Source organism: Myceligenerans halotolerans, from assembly GCF_054782975.1.
Map to the genome: position 1 here is coordinate 259,315 of NZ_BAAGRL010000006.1, position 15,423 is coordinate 274,737.

14 protein-coding genes are annotated in these 15,423 nt (G+C 70.5%); 13 read left to right on the plus strand and 1 reads right to left on the minus strand.

What is annotated here, in order from left to right:
- The first annotated feature begins 183 nt into the window (after positions 1 to 183).
- From ACYVK5_RS04425 to ACYVK5_RS04475, 11 genes are all read left to right on the plus strand, one after another.
- Complete coding sequence (locus tag ACYVK5_RS04425; RefSeq protein WP_460702185.1) at positions 184 to 768, plus strand: hypothetical protein; 585 nt, start codon at positions 184 to 186, stop codon at positions 766 to 768.
- Positions 765 to 2,495, plus strand: a complete 1,731-nt coding sequence (locus ACYVK5_RS04430; RefSeq protein WP_460702187.1) for a hypothetical protein — start codon at positions 765 to 767, stop codon at positions 2,493 to 2,495. Before ACYVK5_RS04425 ends, ACYVK5_RS04430 begins: the two co-directional genes overlap by 4 nt.
- A complete protein-coding gene (locus tag ACYVK5_RS04435) occupies positions 2,492 to 3,448 on the plus strand; it encodes a glycosyltransferase family 2 protein (protein ID WP_460702189.1) in 957 nt (318 codons plus the stop codon). The genes ACYVK5_RS04430 and ACYVK5_RS04435 overlap by 4 nt, the downstream gene beginning before the upstream one ends.
- On the plus strand, positions 3,445 to 4,449 hold the full coding sequence (locus ACYVK5_RS04440; RefSeq protein WP_460702191.1) for a glycosyltransferase: 1,005 nt from the start codon (positions 3,445 to 3,447) through the stop codon (positions 4,447 to 4,449). Before ACYVK5_RS04435 ends, ACYVK5_RS04440 begins: the two co-directional genes overlap by 4 nt.
- On the plus strand, positions 4,446 to 5,897 hold the full coding sequence (locus ACYVK5_RS04445; protein ID WP_460702193.1) for a hypothetical protein: 1,452 nt from the start codon (positions 4,446 to 4,448) through the stop codon (positions 5,895 to 5,897). Before ACYVK5_RS04440 ends, ACYVK5_RS04445 begins: the two co-directional genes overlap by 4 nt.
- 161 nt (positions 5,898 to 6,058) lie before the next feature.
- Complete coding sequence (locus ACYVK5_RS04450; RefSeq protein WP_460702195.1) at positions 6,059 to 6,646, plus strand: SigE family RNA polymerase sigma factor; 588 nt, start codon at positions 6,059 to 6,061, stop codon at positions 6,644 to 6,646.
- The gene (locus ACYVK5_RS04455) at positions 6,643 to 8,022 is read left to right on the plus strand and encodes a hypothetical protein (RefSeq protein ID WP_460702197.1); all 1,380 of its coding nucleotides are present in this window, start codon (positions 6,643 to 6,645) and stop codon (positions 8,020 to 8,022) included. Before ACYVK5_RS04450 ends, ACYVK5_RS04455 begins: the two co-directional genes overlap by 4 nt.
- Before the next feature lie 238 nt (positions 8,023 to 8,260).
- Positions 8,261 to 8,821, plus strand: coding sequence for a SigE family RNA polymerase sigma factor (locus ACYVK5_RS04460; protein ID WP_460702199.1), 561 nt, complete (start codon positions 8,261 to 8,263; stop codon positions 8,819 to 8,821).
- A complete protein-coding gene (locus ACYVK5_RS04465; protein ID WP_460702201.1) occupies positions 8,818 to 9,729 on the plus strand; it encodes a hypothetical protein in 912 nt (303 codons plus the stop codon). The genes ACYVK5_RS04460 and ACYVK5_RS04465 overlap by 4 nt, the downstream gene beginning before the upstream one ends.
- Before the next feature lie 89 nt (positions 9,730 to 9,818).
- A complete protein-coding gene (pcrA, locus tag ACYVK5_RS04470) occupies positions 9,819 to 12,482 on the plus strand; it encodes a DNA helicase PcrA (RefSeq protein WP_460702203.1) in 2,664 nt (887 codons plus the stop codon).
- Positions 12,483 to 12,629: 147 nt separating this feature from the next.
- Positions 12,630 to 13,901 carry an ATP-binding protein gene (locus tag ACYVK5_RS04475; protein WP_460702205.1) on the plus strand — a complete coding sequence of 424 codons (1,272 nt, stop codon included), beginning with the start codon at positions 12,630 to 12,632 and terminating at the stop codon, positions 13,899 to 13,901.
- Positions 13,902 to 13,978: 77 nt separating this feature from the next.
- Here ACYVK5_RS04475 and ACYVK5_RS04480 read toward each other — a convergent pair whose 3' ends face one another.
- Positions 13,979 to 14,401 (minus strand): NUDIX hydrolase, encoded by a 423-nt coding sequence (locus ACYVK5_RS04480; RefSeq protein WP_460702207.1) that lies wholly within the window; start codon positions 14,399 to 14,401, stop codon positions 13,979 to 13,981.
- Positions 14,402 to 14,500: 99 nt separating this feature from the next.
- On the opposite strand from ACYVK5_RS04480, the gene ACYVK5_RS04485 reads away from it, so the two are divergent.
- Both ACYVK5_RS04485 and ACYVK5_RS04490 read left to right on the plus strand, forming a co-directional pair.
- Positions 14,501 to 14,737 carry a YlcI/YnfO family protein gene (locus ACYVK5_RS04485; protein ID WP_460702209.1) on the plus strand — a complete coding sequence of 79 codons (237 nt, stop codon included), beginning with the start codon at positions 14,501 to 14,503 and terminating at the stop codon, positions 14,735 to 14,737.
- Positions 14,734 to 15,153 carry a PIN domain-containing protein gene (locus tag ACYVK5_RS04490; protein ID WP_460702211.1) on the plus strand — a complete coding sequence of 140 codons (420 nt, stop codon included), beginning with the start codon at positions 14,734 to 14,736 and terminating at the stop codon, positions 15,151 to 15,153. Before ACYVK5_RS04485 ends, ACYVK5_RS04490 begins: the two co-directional genes overlap by 4 nt.
- Positions 15,154 to 15,423: the final 270 nt, after the last annotated feature.

The following is a 15,423-nucleotide window of genomic DNA, read 5'->3' on the forward strand; positions in this document are numbered from 1 at the left end:
ATCCTGCCGGAACGGCCGTGCGAGGGCGAGTCATAGCTCGGGTGAAATGAGGGACACGGCGAGAATATCGTCGCTCATGCCCATAACCTTTGCCGTATGACATCTTGCGGCCGGAAGAAAGGCTCACGGACGAGATCCCCGGCGACTGCCGTCGCCGGACGGGTCACTGCCCTCGTTGCGACGTTGTTCGTGCTGTCGGCGTGCGGCACCGCGGTCCAGGAGGCCGGCGCCGAGCAGCCGTCCGCGAGCGTGTCACCCACGCCCCGGGACGAGGCCACCCCGGAGCCGTCGCCGGCGTCCGACGACGACGATTCGTCCGACGAAGGGGACACCCCGGTCGCCGCGGGCCGCACCACGACCGGCGTCGTCCCGCTCGACTCCGAGGAGGTCGCCGTCGACGAGAGCCCGGACCGCGGCCTGTTCGTGGAGCTTGTCGCCATCGAGCGGACCGAGGCGGAGCCGTCCATGCCGGGTGAGATAGCCGGACCGGCGATCCGTGTCGAGGTGGCGGTCATCAACTCCGGCGCCGCAAATCACGCTCTTGGTGCGAGCGTCGTGAACCTGTACTACGGTCCCGACCGCATACCGGCGAGTTCGCTCTCCGGCTCCGGGGAGCAGGATCTCCCGGATTCTGTGCCGGGAGGGCAGACCGTGACCGGAACCTACGAGTTCGGCGTCCCGGAGGACCGGACCGAACGGGTGCTCGTCGAGATCGACGTCGACCCGCAGCTGCACGTCGCACTGTTCGAGGGAGAGTTAAGTCCATGAGAATCGCACCCGCCCTGGCCGCCGCCGTCGCGGCCGGAGCCCTTCTCGCCGCCTCCGTGGGAGCGGGCGTCTCCGCGGCCGCGGACACGGACGAGGACACGATCTCCAAGTCGGCGGTGGGCCTGGAGTCGGCGCTCGACGCGGTGGGGCTGCCGTCGAAGTCCGTGAGGGATCAGCCGGTCGCCGAGGAACCGGTCGCGCCCGTGAGCACCGACGTCCTGCCCACGGTGCAGATCGATGGCGTCGTGTGGGCGCAGGAGGTCGTCGGCGACGTCGTGTACGTGGGTGGGGATTTCTCGTCGGCGCGCCCTGCGGGCACCGCGCCCGGCGCGCAGGAGACGCCGCGTGCCAATCTGCTGGCCTACGACCTGCACACCGGCGAGCTGATCGAGGGCTGGGCTCCCCAGACGAACGGCGAGGTCAAGGACCTGGCCGCGTCGCCGGACGGGAGCACGCTGTACGCCGTCGGCCGGTTCACGTCGGTCAACGGCGTCACGCGGTACCGCGCCGCCGCGTTCGACACCGCCACCGGCGCGCTCACCGCGTTCCGGCCTTCGGTGAACTCCCTGGTCAACGCCGTGGACGTGGCGGGCGACACCGTCTACCTCGGCGGCATCTTCTCGTCGGTGAACAACGTGGAGCGCATCCGTGTGGCCTCCGTCGACGCCGCCGGCGGTGTGACCACCCGGCCGTTCCAGGCGGACGTCGCCGACCGCTCGGTGCAGGACCTCGTCGTCTCGCCCGAGGGCGGCCAGGTGGTCATCGCCGGGAACTTCACGGCGGTGAACGGCTCGCAGAACCCCGGGTACGGGCTGGCCCGGCTCGACGCCGACACCGGCGCGATGCTGTCGATGCCGGTGAACGACGTGGTGCGGAACGCCGGCAAGTACGCGGCGGTCCTGTCCCTCGCCCGCGATGACGAGTACTTCTACGGCACGGGCTACCAGTGGGACAAGAACGGTTCCATGGAGGGGGCGTTCGCGGCGAGCTGGGAGACCGGCGCGCTCGTGTGGCTCGAGGACTGCCACGGGGACACCTACTCGGTCGCGCCGTTCCAGGGCTCCGTCTTCATGGCGAGCCACAAGCACGACTGCGCCACCAGTGGCGGCTTCCCGGAGACCAGCCCGAAGACGTTCCACCACGGCACGGCGACGACCCGGACCGTCGAGGGCGAGAACGTCGCCGACGACGAGCACGGCTACCCGGACAGCCCCGGCACGCCACGCCCCGAGCTCCTGAACTGGTACCCGGACTTCACGCCGGGTGACTACACCGGTCAGAGCCAGGGGCCGTGGGACGTCACGGCGGCAGGCGACTACGTCCTGTACGGCGGCGAGTTCACCCGGGTCAACAACCAGCCGCAGCAGGGCCTCGTACGGTTCACCGTGCGGGACGAGGCCGCCAACGCGGACGGCCCCCGGCTGGGCGGAGCGGACTTCCAGCTCACCCTGGAGTCGGCCCAGCCCGGCACCGTCGAGGCGTCCTGGCCGTCGAACCACGACCGCGACGACAAGACCCTCACCTACTCGCTGTACCGCGGGACCACGTCGAACGAACCGATCCACGTCCAGGAGCGCACCGGCAGTTTCTGGCAAGGCGAGACCATGTCCTACACCGACACGGAGGCCGAGCCCGGCACGACCCGGAGGTACATCGTCGTCGCCCATGACCCGTGGGGGAACGCAGCTTGGTCGCAGTGGGCCGACATCACGGTGAACGGGGGATGACCGCGCCACGTGCGACGGTAGCTGTCCTCACGTACCGGCGTCCGGAGCGGCTCGCGACGGCGCTGGGGGCGCTGCTGCCGCACGTGTCGGCGGCCGGCGCCGGGCTGCTGGTGGTCGACAACGACGTGACGGAGTCCGCACGGCGGATCTTCGAGCGCGTCACGGCCGGCCATCCGGCCGTCCGGTACGTCCACGAACCCGCCCCGGGCATCGCGGCCGCGCGCAACCGCGCACTCGACGAGGTCACGGCCTCCGGTTCGGAGCTGATCGTCTTCGTGGACGACGACGAGACCCCCGGCGAGCGCTGGCTCGCCACCCTCCTGGCCGCGCACGAATGCTACGGCGGGACGGGCGTGGCCGGGCCCGCGGTCCCCAGCCTGCCCGGCAGGGACGCGTGGATCGAGTCCGGCGGCTTCTTCACCCGCCCGCGGTATCCCAGCGGCACACGCATCGACGTGGCCGCGAGCAACAACCTGCTGCTCGACGTGCGCTGGCTCGCCGAGCACGGCCTCCGGTTCGACGAGGCGTTCGGGCTCACCGGCGGGTCGGACACCATGCTGACCCTGCGGATCACCGCCCGTGGCGGCGCGCTGTACTGGTGCGACGAGGCCGTCGTCGAGGACCCGATCCCCGCCAAGCGATTCACCCGCAGGTGGGTGGTGCGCCGGGCGTACCGGGTCGGGAACTGCACGATCCGGGCCGAGGTGGAGATCGCCGAGACCACACCCGGCCGCTTCGCCGCCCGGGCGCGCGGCGTCGGGGCCGGCGCGATGCGCGTCGCGGGCGGGCTCGCCCGCGCCGCCGCCGGAATCCTCGCCGGCCGGGGCTCCGCCCACGGGATCCGGACCACCGCGCGTGGCGCGGGCATGATCGCCGGCGCCGTCGGCTTCGTGTACACGGAGTACTCCCGGGCGGCGAGGCGCAGCCCCCGACCGCTCGGGGCGACGCCGTGACCGCCGCCGCACCCCGGCGGCGCGGCCGGACCGTCGTCATGTTCTCCGCCGAGGCGATCCGGACCACCACCAATCCCTACATCACGGAACTGATGGCCGCCCTGCCCGACGACGTCGAGGCCGTGACCTTCTCCCGGCGCCGCGCCTTGCTCGGACCGGTCGACGTGCTGCACGTGCACTGGCCGGAGACTCTGTTCCGGCGCCGGAACACGCTGCGGACCGCCGTCGCCTCGGCCCTGCTCGTCGCCTCGCTGGCCGCGATGCGACTGCGCGGGGTACGCACGGTGCGCACCGTGCACAACGAGTCCCCGCACGAATCCCCGACCGGCATCGAGGGATGGCTGCTGCGGCTCGTCGACCGCTGGACCGACGAACTGATCCTGCTCAACCCGCACACCAGGTTCGGCCGCGACCTGACCGCCACCGTGATCCCGCTCGGGGAGCACACCTCCACCTACGCCGGCTACGCCGTACCCGCCGGCAAACCCGGGCGGGCCCTGCACTTCGGCCTGATCCGGCCCTACAAGGGCATCGACACCCTCGTGCGCGCGTTCCGGGCGCTGGACGACGACGCGGCCGCGTTGCACATCGTCGGCCCCGCCAAGGACGACGGCGTGCTCGGCGAGGTGCGGAGCATGGCCGACGGCGACAACCGGATCGTGCTGCGCGCCGGATTCGTGCCCGACGACGCCCTGGCGCGCGAGATCGGCGAGGCCCACCTCGTCGTGCTGCCCTACCGGCGCATGCACAACTCAGGCGCGGCGCTGCTCGCCCTGTCCCTCGGACGGCCCGTGCTCGTACCCGACAACGCGGTGAACCGCGACCTGGCCGACGAGGCCGGGCCGGGCTGGGTCCGGACCTACACCGGAGAGCTCGACAGTGTGGCGCTCTCGGCGGCGCTGGCCGAGCCGATCCCGGCGGCGCCGGTGCGGTTCCGCGGACGGACCTGGCCCGAGATCGGCGCGGCGCACGCCGCGGTGTACCGACGGGTAGCGGCTTGACGGAGGACGACGCGACGAGAGAGCTGCCGAGGGTGGCCCCGGCGGAGAGTGCTCCGGCGGAGGACGACGCGACGAGGGAGCTGCCGAGGGCGATTCCGGCGGAGGAACCCTCGGCGAAGGAGCCCCCGGAGGAGGTGGCCGCCGCCGCGCGCCGGTGGCGGAGCGCCGTCGTCTCCCGGGAGTGGCAGAGTGCCTCGGTCGTCGTCGCGCTCGTGCTGAGCATCGCGGTCGGCTCGCGCCTCGTCGTCGCGGCCGGGGTGCCGGTCGGCACACTGCTCGCGGTCGCTCTCGCGCCCGTGTGGCTGTCGGCGGCGGCGAAGTACCGCTGGGCCGGGGCGTTCCTCGCGCTGGGCGCGCTCTGTGCGATCACGGGGCCGGTCCTCACCGCGCTGGCCGAGCCCGGCCACGCCATCGACCCGTTGCTGCAGCGCGAGAACTACGTGCGGCTGGCCGAGCTGGTGCTCGGCGCCGGCGCACTGCTGTGGGCACGGCTGCACCTGGGGGTCCGGTGGCTCGCGGTCGCGTACGGCACGGGGATGCTGATCGACGTCGTCCAGCGGGGCGAGCTGAGCTTCAAGTTCGGCGCGGGGCTCGCGGTGACCGTCATCGTGCTCGGATGGCTGACGCCGGGCCTGCGTCCCGGCCGGGGCGTCTGGCGGCGCGTGCCGCGCGCGGCCCAGGCGGTCGCGTGCGTGTGCCTGGGTGTGCTGTTCGCGGTCGACGACGGGCGGTCCGCGTTCGCGATGCTCCTGCTCACCGCGGCGGTGGTGCTCTGGCAGGTGCGGATCGACGATCGTTCGCTGCGCCGGTCGGCGTGGATCACGGTGGGCGCCGTCGTCTCCGCCGGGCTCGCGGCGTACGGCGGTGCGCAGGCCCTCATCCTCGACGGGGCGTTCGGGACGGCGATGGCCCAGCGCACCGCCGAGCAGCTCGAGCTGAGCGGGAACCTGCTGGCGGCGGGACGTCCCGAGATGGGGGCGACGGCGGCGCTGATCGCCCACCGGCCGATCGGGTTCGGCCCCGGCGTGCCGGTCAACAGCGAGGACCTGGCCATCGCCAAGCACGGGATGTCCCAGCTCGGATACGACCCCGAGAACAACTACGTCTACGAGTACATGTTCGGGCGGGGGATCGAGCTGCACTCCCTGTTCGGCGACTTCTGGGCGGTGTACGGGCCGGCCGGCGTCGTGTTCTGGCTGTTCCTCCTGCTGCTCGTCGTGATCGCGCTGGTGCGGCGGACGGTGCGGGGGATGGCGGACGCGCTGCTCGTGTACGTCGCGATCCTCACCGTCTGGAACCTGTTCTTCAGCCCGATCTACGCCTCGGTGCCGATGCTCGTCCTGGCGGTGGTGGTCCTCCTGCCCCGCTGGGCGGACGCGGTGGGCGGGGACGTCGAGCCGGCGCAGGGCACCGGCACAGGGGCGGGTCAGGCCGCACGCACCGTCTGAGCCCGATCGCTCGAACCGATCTCCCGTGACGATCCGCGGCCGGCGCCGTACCCGAAGAAGTGAGGAACGAGACAACCGGATCCAGGTCTGCTGCGTTGAGGCAGCATGAATCTTCGACAGACCGGTCCCGCGCCGGCCGATCGACGCGGGGAGGCGCTCGGATGACGTCAGCCGCGAGTGCCGACGCGATCACGGGCAGCCTGCCGGTCGTGGTGACGGGGGACCGGACCCGCGAGGTGCAGTTCACCGCGTTCGCCCAGGCCAGGACCCCGGACCTGGTGCGCATGGCGTACTTCCTGTGCGGCGATGCCCACCGCGCCCACGACCTCGCCCAGACCGCCCTGGAGCGCACGTTCCGGCACTGGAACAAGCTCGCCGACGGCGATCCGTACGCCTACGCGCGGCGCGTGGTCGCCACGGCGCGGATCGACACCTGGCGGCGCAACCGCAAGGAGGTGCCCATCGAGGACGACGCCATGGTGTGGCGCACGGCGGAGGCGGCACCGGCGTCGGACACCGCGATCGCCGAGCGGGATCGCCTCGTGCGGGCGCTCGCGAAGCTGACCGTCAAGCAGCGCCGCGTCGTCGTGCTGCGCTACCTGGTGGACCGCTCCGAGGCGGAGACCGCCGAGACGCTGGGCGTCTCGACCGGGACAGTCAAGTCGACGGCGTCCCGCGCCCTGGCGATCCTCCGGGAGTTGCTGGGCGCCGACGAGATCGCGGCGAGCCGAGTGGAGGGCCGGTCATGAACGCTCCGGAGCAGCAGGACCTGTTCGGGCACCACCTGGCCCGGATGGCCGGTGACCTGACGCCCGTCGTCGACGGCGGCGCGATGGCGGGCTCCGCGATCCGCCGCGAGAGGCAGCGCCGGGTGGTACTGACCGCGGCCGCGTGCCTCGCGGTGTTCGTCGCGATCAGCGGAGCCGTAGGGGCGGCCGGCACCGTGTACGCGAACCGGCAGGAGCCGATGCCGGCGTCGTCGGCGAGCGCGGAGGCGTCGGACACCGCGCAGCCCGACCCGTCACCGAGCGTGTCGCCGTCGGAGACGACGTCGGACGAGGACGGGGCGAGTGAGGACGCAGCCGTGCGGTACCTCAGGACCGGTGGCGGTGAGCTGCCCGCGATGCCGGACCTGCGGCACGGCGTGACCGACGGCGGCGCGAGCCCCTACCTCTTCGGTGGTCTCTGGTACGAGCTGCCGCCGGGCGGGTGGACGGCGATCGGGGACGTGGCGGCCGGAGGCAAGATCGGCTGGGCGCATCCCGACAGTGAACTCGGTGGCGGCATGGCCGACACGCTCGACATGTCGATCGAAGACGTCGTGGCCGACATCGAGCTCCGCAACGTGTTCGACGTCGCCGGCTGGACCGTCCCGGACAAGGACTCCGGGGCGATGACGATGGAGATCGAAGGCGCCGATCTGGTCGTGATCGAGCCGGACGAGGTGGTGGACGACGGGACAGGGACCAAGATCAGGCCGGTCAAGACCCGTATCCGCAGCGGGGCCGAGGGCTGGGTCATCGAGACCCGCTTCCCGGCGGACACCGACGGCGACGAGATGCTGCGCGACTTTCTCGGGAACCTCTGGCTGAAGGACTCCGGGGAACCGGAGTGGTACGTGCCGATGATCACCTATCCGGACCTCGGGCGGATCGAGCACGCGATCCCGGCCGGATGGACCAGGGCGACGACCGGCGGACTCTCGTACGCGTATCCGGAGCGATGGACCGCGGAGCCGCTCGACGAGAGCACGTTCGGAGAGATGGTGGAGTTCGAGTCCGACGAGGTTGTCGCGGTGGAGCCGGGGTACGCGGATCCCGAGGTGCGGTGGAACGGGTACGTCGAATCTGGCGATCCGGGAGCGAATTTCTGGCCGGGCTGGTTCGATCCGAGCCTGGAGGGCTCCAGCGAGATCGAGGTGCCCGGGGCGGACTATGCCGCGATGCGGATCATGGAGGGGCCGTCCCACTTCGGGGACGAGGACCTGCGTTCGCTCAGCGTCGATGTCCGGCTGCACGAGGAAGGCGACGGGAACCACTCGAAGGTCACCCTCAACTTCCCGGGCGGGGACGAGGGTGTGGAACTCGCGCGCCAGGTCGTCGGCACGCTGAGCTACGAGCGCTGAGAGCTCCGCGCACCGGGCGTCCGGGTTCTCGGCGTCGGCCGTCCCGTGACCGAACTGCTCCGCGGCGGCGATCCGGTGGGTGATCGGCACGTGCTTCCTGCCGATCGCCCACCGGACGGCGGCGGGATCCAGCCCGGTGCAGACTGCCCGGTGCAGAAACGTGGAACGCTTCGGCGGGTGTGCTGCGTCTGTGAGGCATGAGACCGAAGAGCCGGTGGACCGGATGAGCGACATGGCGATGGCCACTGAGAGAGACGGTACGACGCACGACGTCGAGGTCGTGCGGTCGCACGCGGATCCGGTGGCGGCGTTCACCGCCTTCGCCCAGGACAGCACCCCGGCGCTGTACCGCATCGCGTACCTGCTGTGCGGCGACCCGCATCGCGCGCACGACCTGGTGCAACTCGCGCTGGAACGCACCTACAAGGCATGGCGGAGGGTCGGCGACGGCGACCCGTTCGCCTACGCGCGCCGCGTGCTCGCCACGGCGCGGATCGACACCTGGCGCAGGACCCGCCGGGAGGTACTCAGCGACGACCCAATCGGGAACGACGGCCCGGCGGCGCCGTCGTCGGACATGGAGATTGCCGAGCGGGACCGGCTCCTGCGTGCCCTCATGACGCTTCCGGTCAAGCAGCGTCGCGTCGTCGTGCTGCGCTACCTGCTGGACCGGTCGGAGAAGGAGACCGCGGCCGAACTCGGGCTGTCCGCGGGAACCGTCAAGTCCACCGCGTCGCGCGCGGTCGCGCGGCTCCGCACCCTCGTCGCACCCGAGCCAGGACAGGAGGACCGGCCATGAACGTCCACGACACCTACGGCGAACAGGACGACGTGCTCCGACGGATGCGCGCGGCGAGCGGGACGATCACGCCTCCACCCGCACTCGACGGCGCCACGATGGCAGCGGCGGCCGTGCGCACGGTCCGACGCCGGCGCGTGGCGGCCGCGGTGAGCGGCGGCGTGGTCGGCGTGCTCGTGCTGGCGGCCGGAGCGCTCGCGGTCACGGGGGACCCGCTGGCGGAGCCGTGGGTGCTGCCCGGGGACGACAGGCCAAGCACCGCACCGGCGACGCCGACATCGTCTCCGTCATCGGCCGCGAGGTCCACCGGCGACCCGGCAACGAACCCGCTGACCGGGCAGTCCGAGGACGAGTTGACGGAGTCCGAGCGATACAGACTCGAGCAGCGACGAGAATACTGCGGCGCCGATGTGGCCTATCCGGTGGAAGCCGGGTCGCTCGAGCTTCCGGACTGGCACGGGGCCTACGCGCACGCCGTGACCCGTCCCGATGTGCCGATCACGGAGCCCCCGTACATCTCGGCCCGCTCGATCGGCTGTTCCCGGCCGCTGTCCGTCGACCCGCCTGGGCATGGTCCTGACGACATCCAGTTCACGTGGGAGCTCATGCAAACGGTGGACGACACCGGGGGGCTGGCGTCGTACCTGGAGGCAACCTGGCCGTCCGGACCTGTCGAAGAACACCTCAGAAGTCTTGATGGTGCCGAGGTGGTGCCGTTCGACGGTGGTGTGGCGCTCCACGCGTCGTCCGCCGGGCCTGCAGTGGGCGTGTTCCGTTGGGTCGAGGACGGTGTTTCGTACATGCTGTCCGACGCCGACGCGGACCTGGAGACATTCAAGGAACTGGCCCACTCGCTCGAACCGATCTCCCGTGACGATCCGCGGCTGGCGCCATACCGGAAGAAGTGAGGAACGAGACAACCGGATCCAGGTCTGCTGCGTTGTTCCGGCCAGGCGGCCTTCGTCGATGTCAGCCACCCCGCATAGGCTTGCTCTCGATGACCTCCCTCTTCGACTCCCTGCATCTTCCCGGCTTTCCCGGCGGCCCCGAGGGCGAGCCGGGCGGCACGTCGCGCCTGCCGAGCGTGGCGCCCCGATGGGACGACGACGGCGCGGGTGACTCGGCGGTCCCGCCGGAGCCCGAGTGGCTGGCGGGGCTGCCGCACGAGGCGGAGGTGCCACGGGCGCAGGGGGCGTACTCGCACCTTGACCCGGACGAGCTGCTGGAGGGGCTGAACCCGCAGCAGCGGGCCGCCGTCGTGCACGAGGGCGGGCAGCTGCTCATCGTGGCCGGGGCCGGCTCGGGCAAGACCCGCGTGCTCACCCATCGCATCGCGTACCTCCTGGCCACGGGTCGCGCGCGGGCGGGGGAGATCCTGGCGATCACCTTCACCAACAAGGCCGCCGCCGAGATGCGCGAGCGGGTCGCGAACCTGGTGGGCCCGGCCGCGGGCCGGATGTGGGTCTCCACGTTCCACAGCGCGTGCGTGCGCATCCTGCGGCGCGAGGCCAAGACTCTCGGGCTCAAGTCGTCCTTCTCCATTTACGACGCCGCCGACAGCCGCCGGCTCATCGAGCTGGTGGCGCGCGAGCAGAACCTCGATCTGAAGAAGTACCCGGCGCGCTCCCTCGCGAACCGGATCAGCGACCTGAAGAACGAGCTGATCGATCCGGACACCTACGCACGGCAGGCGGGCACGGAGGAGGAGGTCCCCGCGGGCGTCGGCTGGGCGGCCGCGCGGGACAAGCAGCGGTTCGACCAGGTGCTCGCCGACGTCTACACGCGCTATCAGCAGCGCCTGTCCCAGGCACACGCCCTGGACTTCGACGACATCATCATGACCACGGTGAACCTGCTCCAGGCGTTCCCGAACGTCGCCGAGCACTACCGGCGCCGGTTCCGACACATCCTCGTGGACGAGTATCAGGACACGAACCACGCGCAGTACGTGCTGGTGCGCGAGCTGGCGGGGGTCGTGGAGGACGCGCCGGCGGCGCCGGAGGCCGCGCTCGACCCGGCCGAGCTCACGGTCGTGGGCGACGCCGACCAGTCGATCTACGCGTTCCGCGGCGCCACGATCCGCAACATCGAGGAGTTCGAGGCCGACTACCCGAACGCCACCACGCTGCTGCTGGAGCAGAACTACCGTTCCACGCAGAACATCCTCAGCGCGGCGAACGCCGTCATCTCCCGCAACGCCGGCCGCAAGCCGAAGCGGCTGTGGACGGACGCGGGAGCGGGCTCCAGGATCACCGGCTACGTCGCCGACGACGAGCACGGGGAGGCGCGGTACGTCGCCCAGGAGATCGACCGGCTGGGCGACGAGGACGGCGTACGCCCGGGCGATGTCGCGATCTTCTACCGCACCAACGCGCAGTCGCGCGCGCTGGAGGAGGTGCTGATCCGGGTCGGCCTGCCCTACAAGGTGGTGGGCGGCACGCGCTTCTACGAGCGCAAGGAGGTCAAGGACGCCGTCGCGTACCTGCGGGCGCTGGCCAACGTGGACGACGACGTGAACCTGCGCCGCATCGTCAACGTGCCCAAGCGGGGACTGGGCGCTCGTGCCGAGTCACTCGTCGCGGACTTCGCGGAGCGGGAGCGGATCTCGTTCGGCGCGGCCCTCGACCGGGTCGACGAGATCCCGGGCATGACGACCCGGTCCCTGAAGCCGCTCCGCGCGTTCGCCGAGCTCATGACCGGACTGCGCGAGCTGGTCGACGACGGCGCCGGGCCGGCCGAGGTGCTGTCGGCCGTGCTGGACCGCACGGGCTACCTGGCCGAGCTCCGGGCGTCGGACGATCCGCAGGACGCCTCCCGTGTGGAGAATCTCGCCGAGCTGCACGCAGTGGCGACCGAGTTCAGCGAGCTGGAACCCGAGGGCGACCTCGCCGACTTCCTGGAGCGCGTGTCGCTGGTCGCGGACGCGGACCAGATCCCGGACGAGGACGTGGCCGACGGCGCCGCCGAGGAGGCCAAGGAGGAATCCGCGGATCGCGGCGTCGTCACCCTGATGACCCTGCACACCGCGAAGGGCCTGGAGTTCCCGGTCGTGTTCCTCACCGGCATGGAGGACGGCACGTTCCCGCACATGCGCTCCATGAACGACGACACCGAGCTCGCCGAGGAACGCCGGCTCGCCTACGTGGGCATCACGCGGGCGCGCGAGCGGCTGTACATCTCGCGGTCGGCCGTCCGGGCGGCGTTCGGGATGTCCAACGAGTTCCCGCCGAGCCGTTTCCTCGACGAGATCCCGGAGGAGCTCTGGGACTGGAAGCGGCGCGAGTCCTCCACCCAGGCGATCCGCGGCGGGTACGGCGGCTGGGGCTCGGGCGGCTACGGCTCGGGTGACGGTCGTCGTGGCGGGGGTTCGGGTTCCGGCTCCCGGGTGGACACCTCCTGGAGCGGCTCACGATCGCGCTCCGGAAGCCCGGCGAAGGACCGGGGCCCGGCCGACACGCCGTCGGGCGGCAGCTCGAGGTTCGGCTCGGTCAACGTCCAGAAGGCGGTCCCCGCCCTGGACGTGGGCGACAAGGTCACCCACGACACCTACGGCCTGGGCACGGTGATCGGCGTCGAGAAGAACGACGTCGTCAAGATCGACTTCGGCTCGAACGGCGCCAAGCGCATCGCGCTGAAGTACACGAAGGTCACCAAGCTCTGAGCGGCCGAGCAGCGAGACCGCGCTCCGGGAAGAGGGGATGAGACGACCGATCTTCCGCGGATCTTAGGTTAGATCTTCCGCAGATCTGTTAGTAGACCTACCGCGAATCTGAAGGTACACCTCGAAGATCGCGGATATACTGACGGTATGGAGCGCACGATCATCCCCCGGCGGGCTAAAGACCTGCTGGCCGACCGGATGCAAGCTTTTCGCGTGACCGTGGTAGGGGGACCGCGGCAGGCAGGCAAGACGACGCTTCTGCGGGCGCTGCATGCCGCGCGCGGCGGGCGATTCGTCACGCTCGATGATCCGACGGCGCTGGCTACTGCCAGAGACGATCCTGCTGGCTTCGTCGAGTTCGGTGACGCGCCGCACATCATCGACGAGGTGCAGCGTGGGGGCGATCCCATGCTGCTGGCGATCAAGGCGATGACCGACCGCAGCGACGCGCCGGGGCAGTTCGTGCTTTCTGGATCCACACGGTTCCTCACCGTGCCGACGCTGTCCGAGTCTCTCGCGGGCCGTGCCGTGTTCGTCGATCTGTGGCCACTGAGCGCGGCAGAGCGAACGAGATCGGGTGCCGATGTGGGTCGGGATCTCTTCCTGCCCGACGAACTCACCCGGCGCCCGTTGGCGACGGAGTGGACACGCCAGCACTACGCCGAGTCGATCGCTGCGGGCGGCTATCCCGAGGCTGTGCGCCTGCCGGGGCAGTTCCGTGATGACTGGTTCGAGAGTTATCTGTCGACGGTCGTGCTTCGCGACGTGGCCGGCTTTGCGGACGTGCGGCACGCCGACGTCGTTCCCCAATTGCTGCGGCTGGTTGCCGCCCGGTCGGGCACGGGCGTTGTCGTCGCGGACCTTGCGCGTGCGGTAGGTCTCGCCCAGCCCACCGTGCGGGACTATCTCGGATACCTCGATGTCGTCTATCTGACGGCGCGACTACCTGTGTGGTCGAACAACCTGACCACTCGGCTGACAAAGACACCCAAGGTCTATGTCACGGATTCAGGGCTCACGGCGTCGCTACTCGGTGTCGATGCCACAGCTCTGGCGGTTCCGGGGCACCCCCAAGCAGGGGCGATGGTCGAGAGCTTCGTCTTCACCGAACTCGTGCGGCAGCTGTCGACGAGCTCGGTGCGGGCGGAACTGTCGTACTACCGGGACCGCGAGGGTCGTGAGATCGACTTCGTCCTGGAGCGACGCGATGGGTCGTTGGTCGGGATCGAGGTGAAGGCGGGTTCAACGGTGCGCAGCGATTCCTTCAAGCACCTCGCCTGGCTCAGGGACAAAGTGGGTGATCGGTTCGTTGCCGGATACGTCCTGTACCTCGGCCCAGAGCCGCAACCATTCGGCGACCGCTTGGCGGCGCTTCCGCTCTCCGCGCTCTGGGAGGGGCGACCGGTCAGCGCTCCGTGACTACGGCCGAGAGAGCGTCCTCGGGAACGATAAGTTCCCGGTCGTGTTCCTCCACCAAGCTCTGAGCCCTGGGCGGATCAGATGAGACCCGCCCAGCGTCGCGCGACGTCGACCAGCTCGACCCGGTCGAGGGCGTCGACCGACTCCTGGGTGTGCCAGGCGACGTCGTCGGTGGTGCCGTCCTGCTCCACGGTGAGTTTCCCGCCGGTGATCCAGGCCCGCCAGACCAGCCGGACGCCCTGAATCGGGCCACGGCCGGGCTCGATGCGGTCCTCGGCGGGGATGACGATGTTGTCCACGCCGAGCAGCTCGCCGAGTTCCACGTGGTAGCCGGTCTCCTCGAAGACCTCGCGCACGGCGGCGTCGGCCGGGTGCTCCCCGGGCTCCATCCCGCCGCCGGGCATCGTCCAGCCGGACATGTGCCCTTCGTTCCAGTGCGGCAGGAGCATCTGTCCGGCATCGTCGGTGATGACGGCGTAGCAGCCGATGCGAAGGTCCATGGCCCACATCCTGTCGCATGTCGGCGAGCTGCCCGCAAATATCGCGAGGAGGACTCCCTCGACCGGCGAGACGCTGGCGGGCCCGATTACATTGTCGGTATGATCGACACCATGGCGGGCTCAGACTTCGAACGTGCGACGTTCACCGCGCCTCATGACGTGCTGGCCGAGGCTCGTGCCATCGCCGGCCGCGGCGAGTTCTCCGCCTATGTCGTCTCGGCGTTGCGTCGCCAGATCGAGCGGGACAAGCTGCGCACGCTTGTCGACGAGATGATCGAGCGCTCAGGCCCTGTCGACGAGGACCTCGTCGCACGCTACATGGACGAGATGAAGTGACGGCCTCGCTCCGCACCATCGTGCTGGACAGCGAAGCAGTTTCCGCGGCGGCTCGGGATGACGCGCGGATCAAAGCGCGGCTGGAAGCCGCAGCTCGTCTTGATCAACGGGTGGTGGTCCCCGCCGTCGTCGCAGCCGAGTTGTTCACGGGCCGCGCCGGCGATGCCCGGCTGCATCGCGTCCTGAACCTGGTGTCCGACGTCGTTCCCGTCGATCGATCCACGGCCGTGGCGGCCGGGATACTGCGGGAACGAGCCGAGCATGCGCGCCGCAAGAAGCGGAACCTGACGGTCGATGCGATCGTCGCCGCAGTTGCTCGGGAGGCTGCTCCCACCGCCGTGCTCACGGCTGACGTCGATGACCTCTCGCTGCTGTGCGACGGCGCGGATGTGACTGTACTGCCCGCGACGGAATGACGGCGCCGCGCCCGCAGTCGCGTGACCTATCGCGAAGTTGTACTAGTACACCTGACGGTAGGTCGCCTTGCTGTGAGACTGTCCTAGTCTGTTCCCGTCCGATCCGCGCGATTGCTGCTGCGAATGCCGCTGAGCGGACGCCGTCTCGAGCCATTCTGCGAGAAGGCGTATGGTGTCCTGGTACGGTAGCGAACGGAGGGCTCGGAGGTCATGGCAGGCATCGAACGGACCGACCCGCCCTATCTGCAGATTGCCAACCAGATCCGCGCG

Excerpts from the sequence above, each read along its gene's own strand:
- ACYVK5_RS04430 (WP_460702187.1), top strand. The coding sequence starts at position 765 with ATGAGAATCGCACCCGCCCTGGCCGCCGCCGTCGCGGCCGGAGCCCTT.
- ACYVK5_RS04435 (WP_460702189.1), top strand. The coding sequence starts at position 2,492 with ATGACCGCGCCACGTGCGACGGTAGCTGTCCTCACGTACCGGCGTCCG.
- ACYVK5_RS04450 (WP_460702195.1), top strand. The coding sequence starts at position 6,059 with ATGACGTCAGCCGCGAGTGCCGACGCGATCACGGGCAGCCTGCCGGTC.
- ACYVK5_RS04455 (WP_460702197.1), top strand. The coding sequence starts at position 6,643 with ATGAACGCTCCGGAGCAGCAGGACCTGTTCGGGCACCACCTGGCCCGG.
- ACYVK5_RS04460 (WP_460702199.1), top strand. The coding sequence starts at position 8,261 with ATGGCCACTGAGAGAGACGGTACGACGCACGACGTCGAGGTCGTGCGG.
- ACYVK5_RS04465 (WP_460702201.1), top strand. The coding sequence starts at position 8,818 with ATGAACGTCCACGACACCTACGGCGAACAGGACGACGTGCTCCGACGG.
- pcrA (WP_460702203.1), top strand. The coding sequence starts at position 9,819 with ATGACCTCCCTCTTCGACTCCCTGCATCTTCCCGGCTTTCCCGGCGGC.
- ACYVK5_RS04475 (WP_460702205.1), top strand. The coding sequence starts at position 12,630 with ATGGAGCGCACGATCATCCCCCGGCGGGCTAAAGACCTGCTGGCCGAC.
- ACYVK5_RS04480 (WP_460702207.1), bottom strand. The coding sequence starts at position 14,401 with ATGGACCTTCGCATCGGCTGCTACGCCGTCATCACCGACGATGCCGGA.
- ACYVK5_RS04485 (WP_460702209.1), top strand. The coding sequence starts at position 14,501 with ATGATCGACACCATGGCGGGCTCAGACTTCGAACGTGCGACGTTCACC.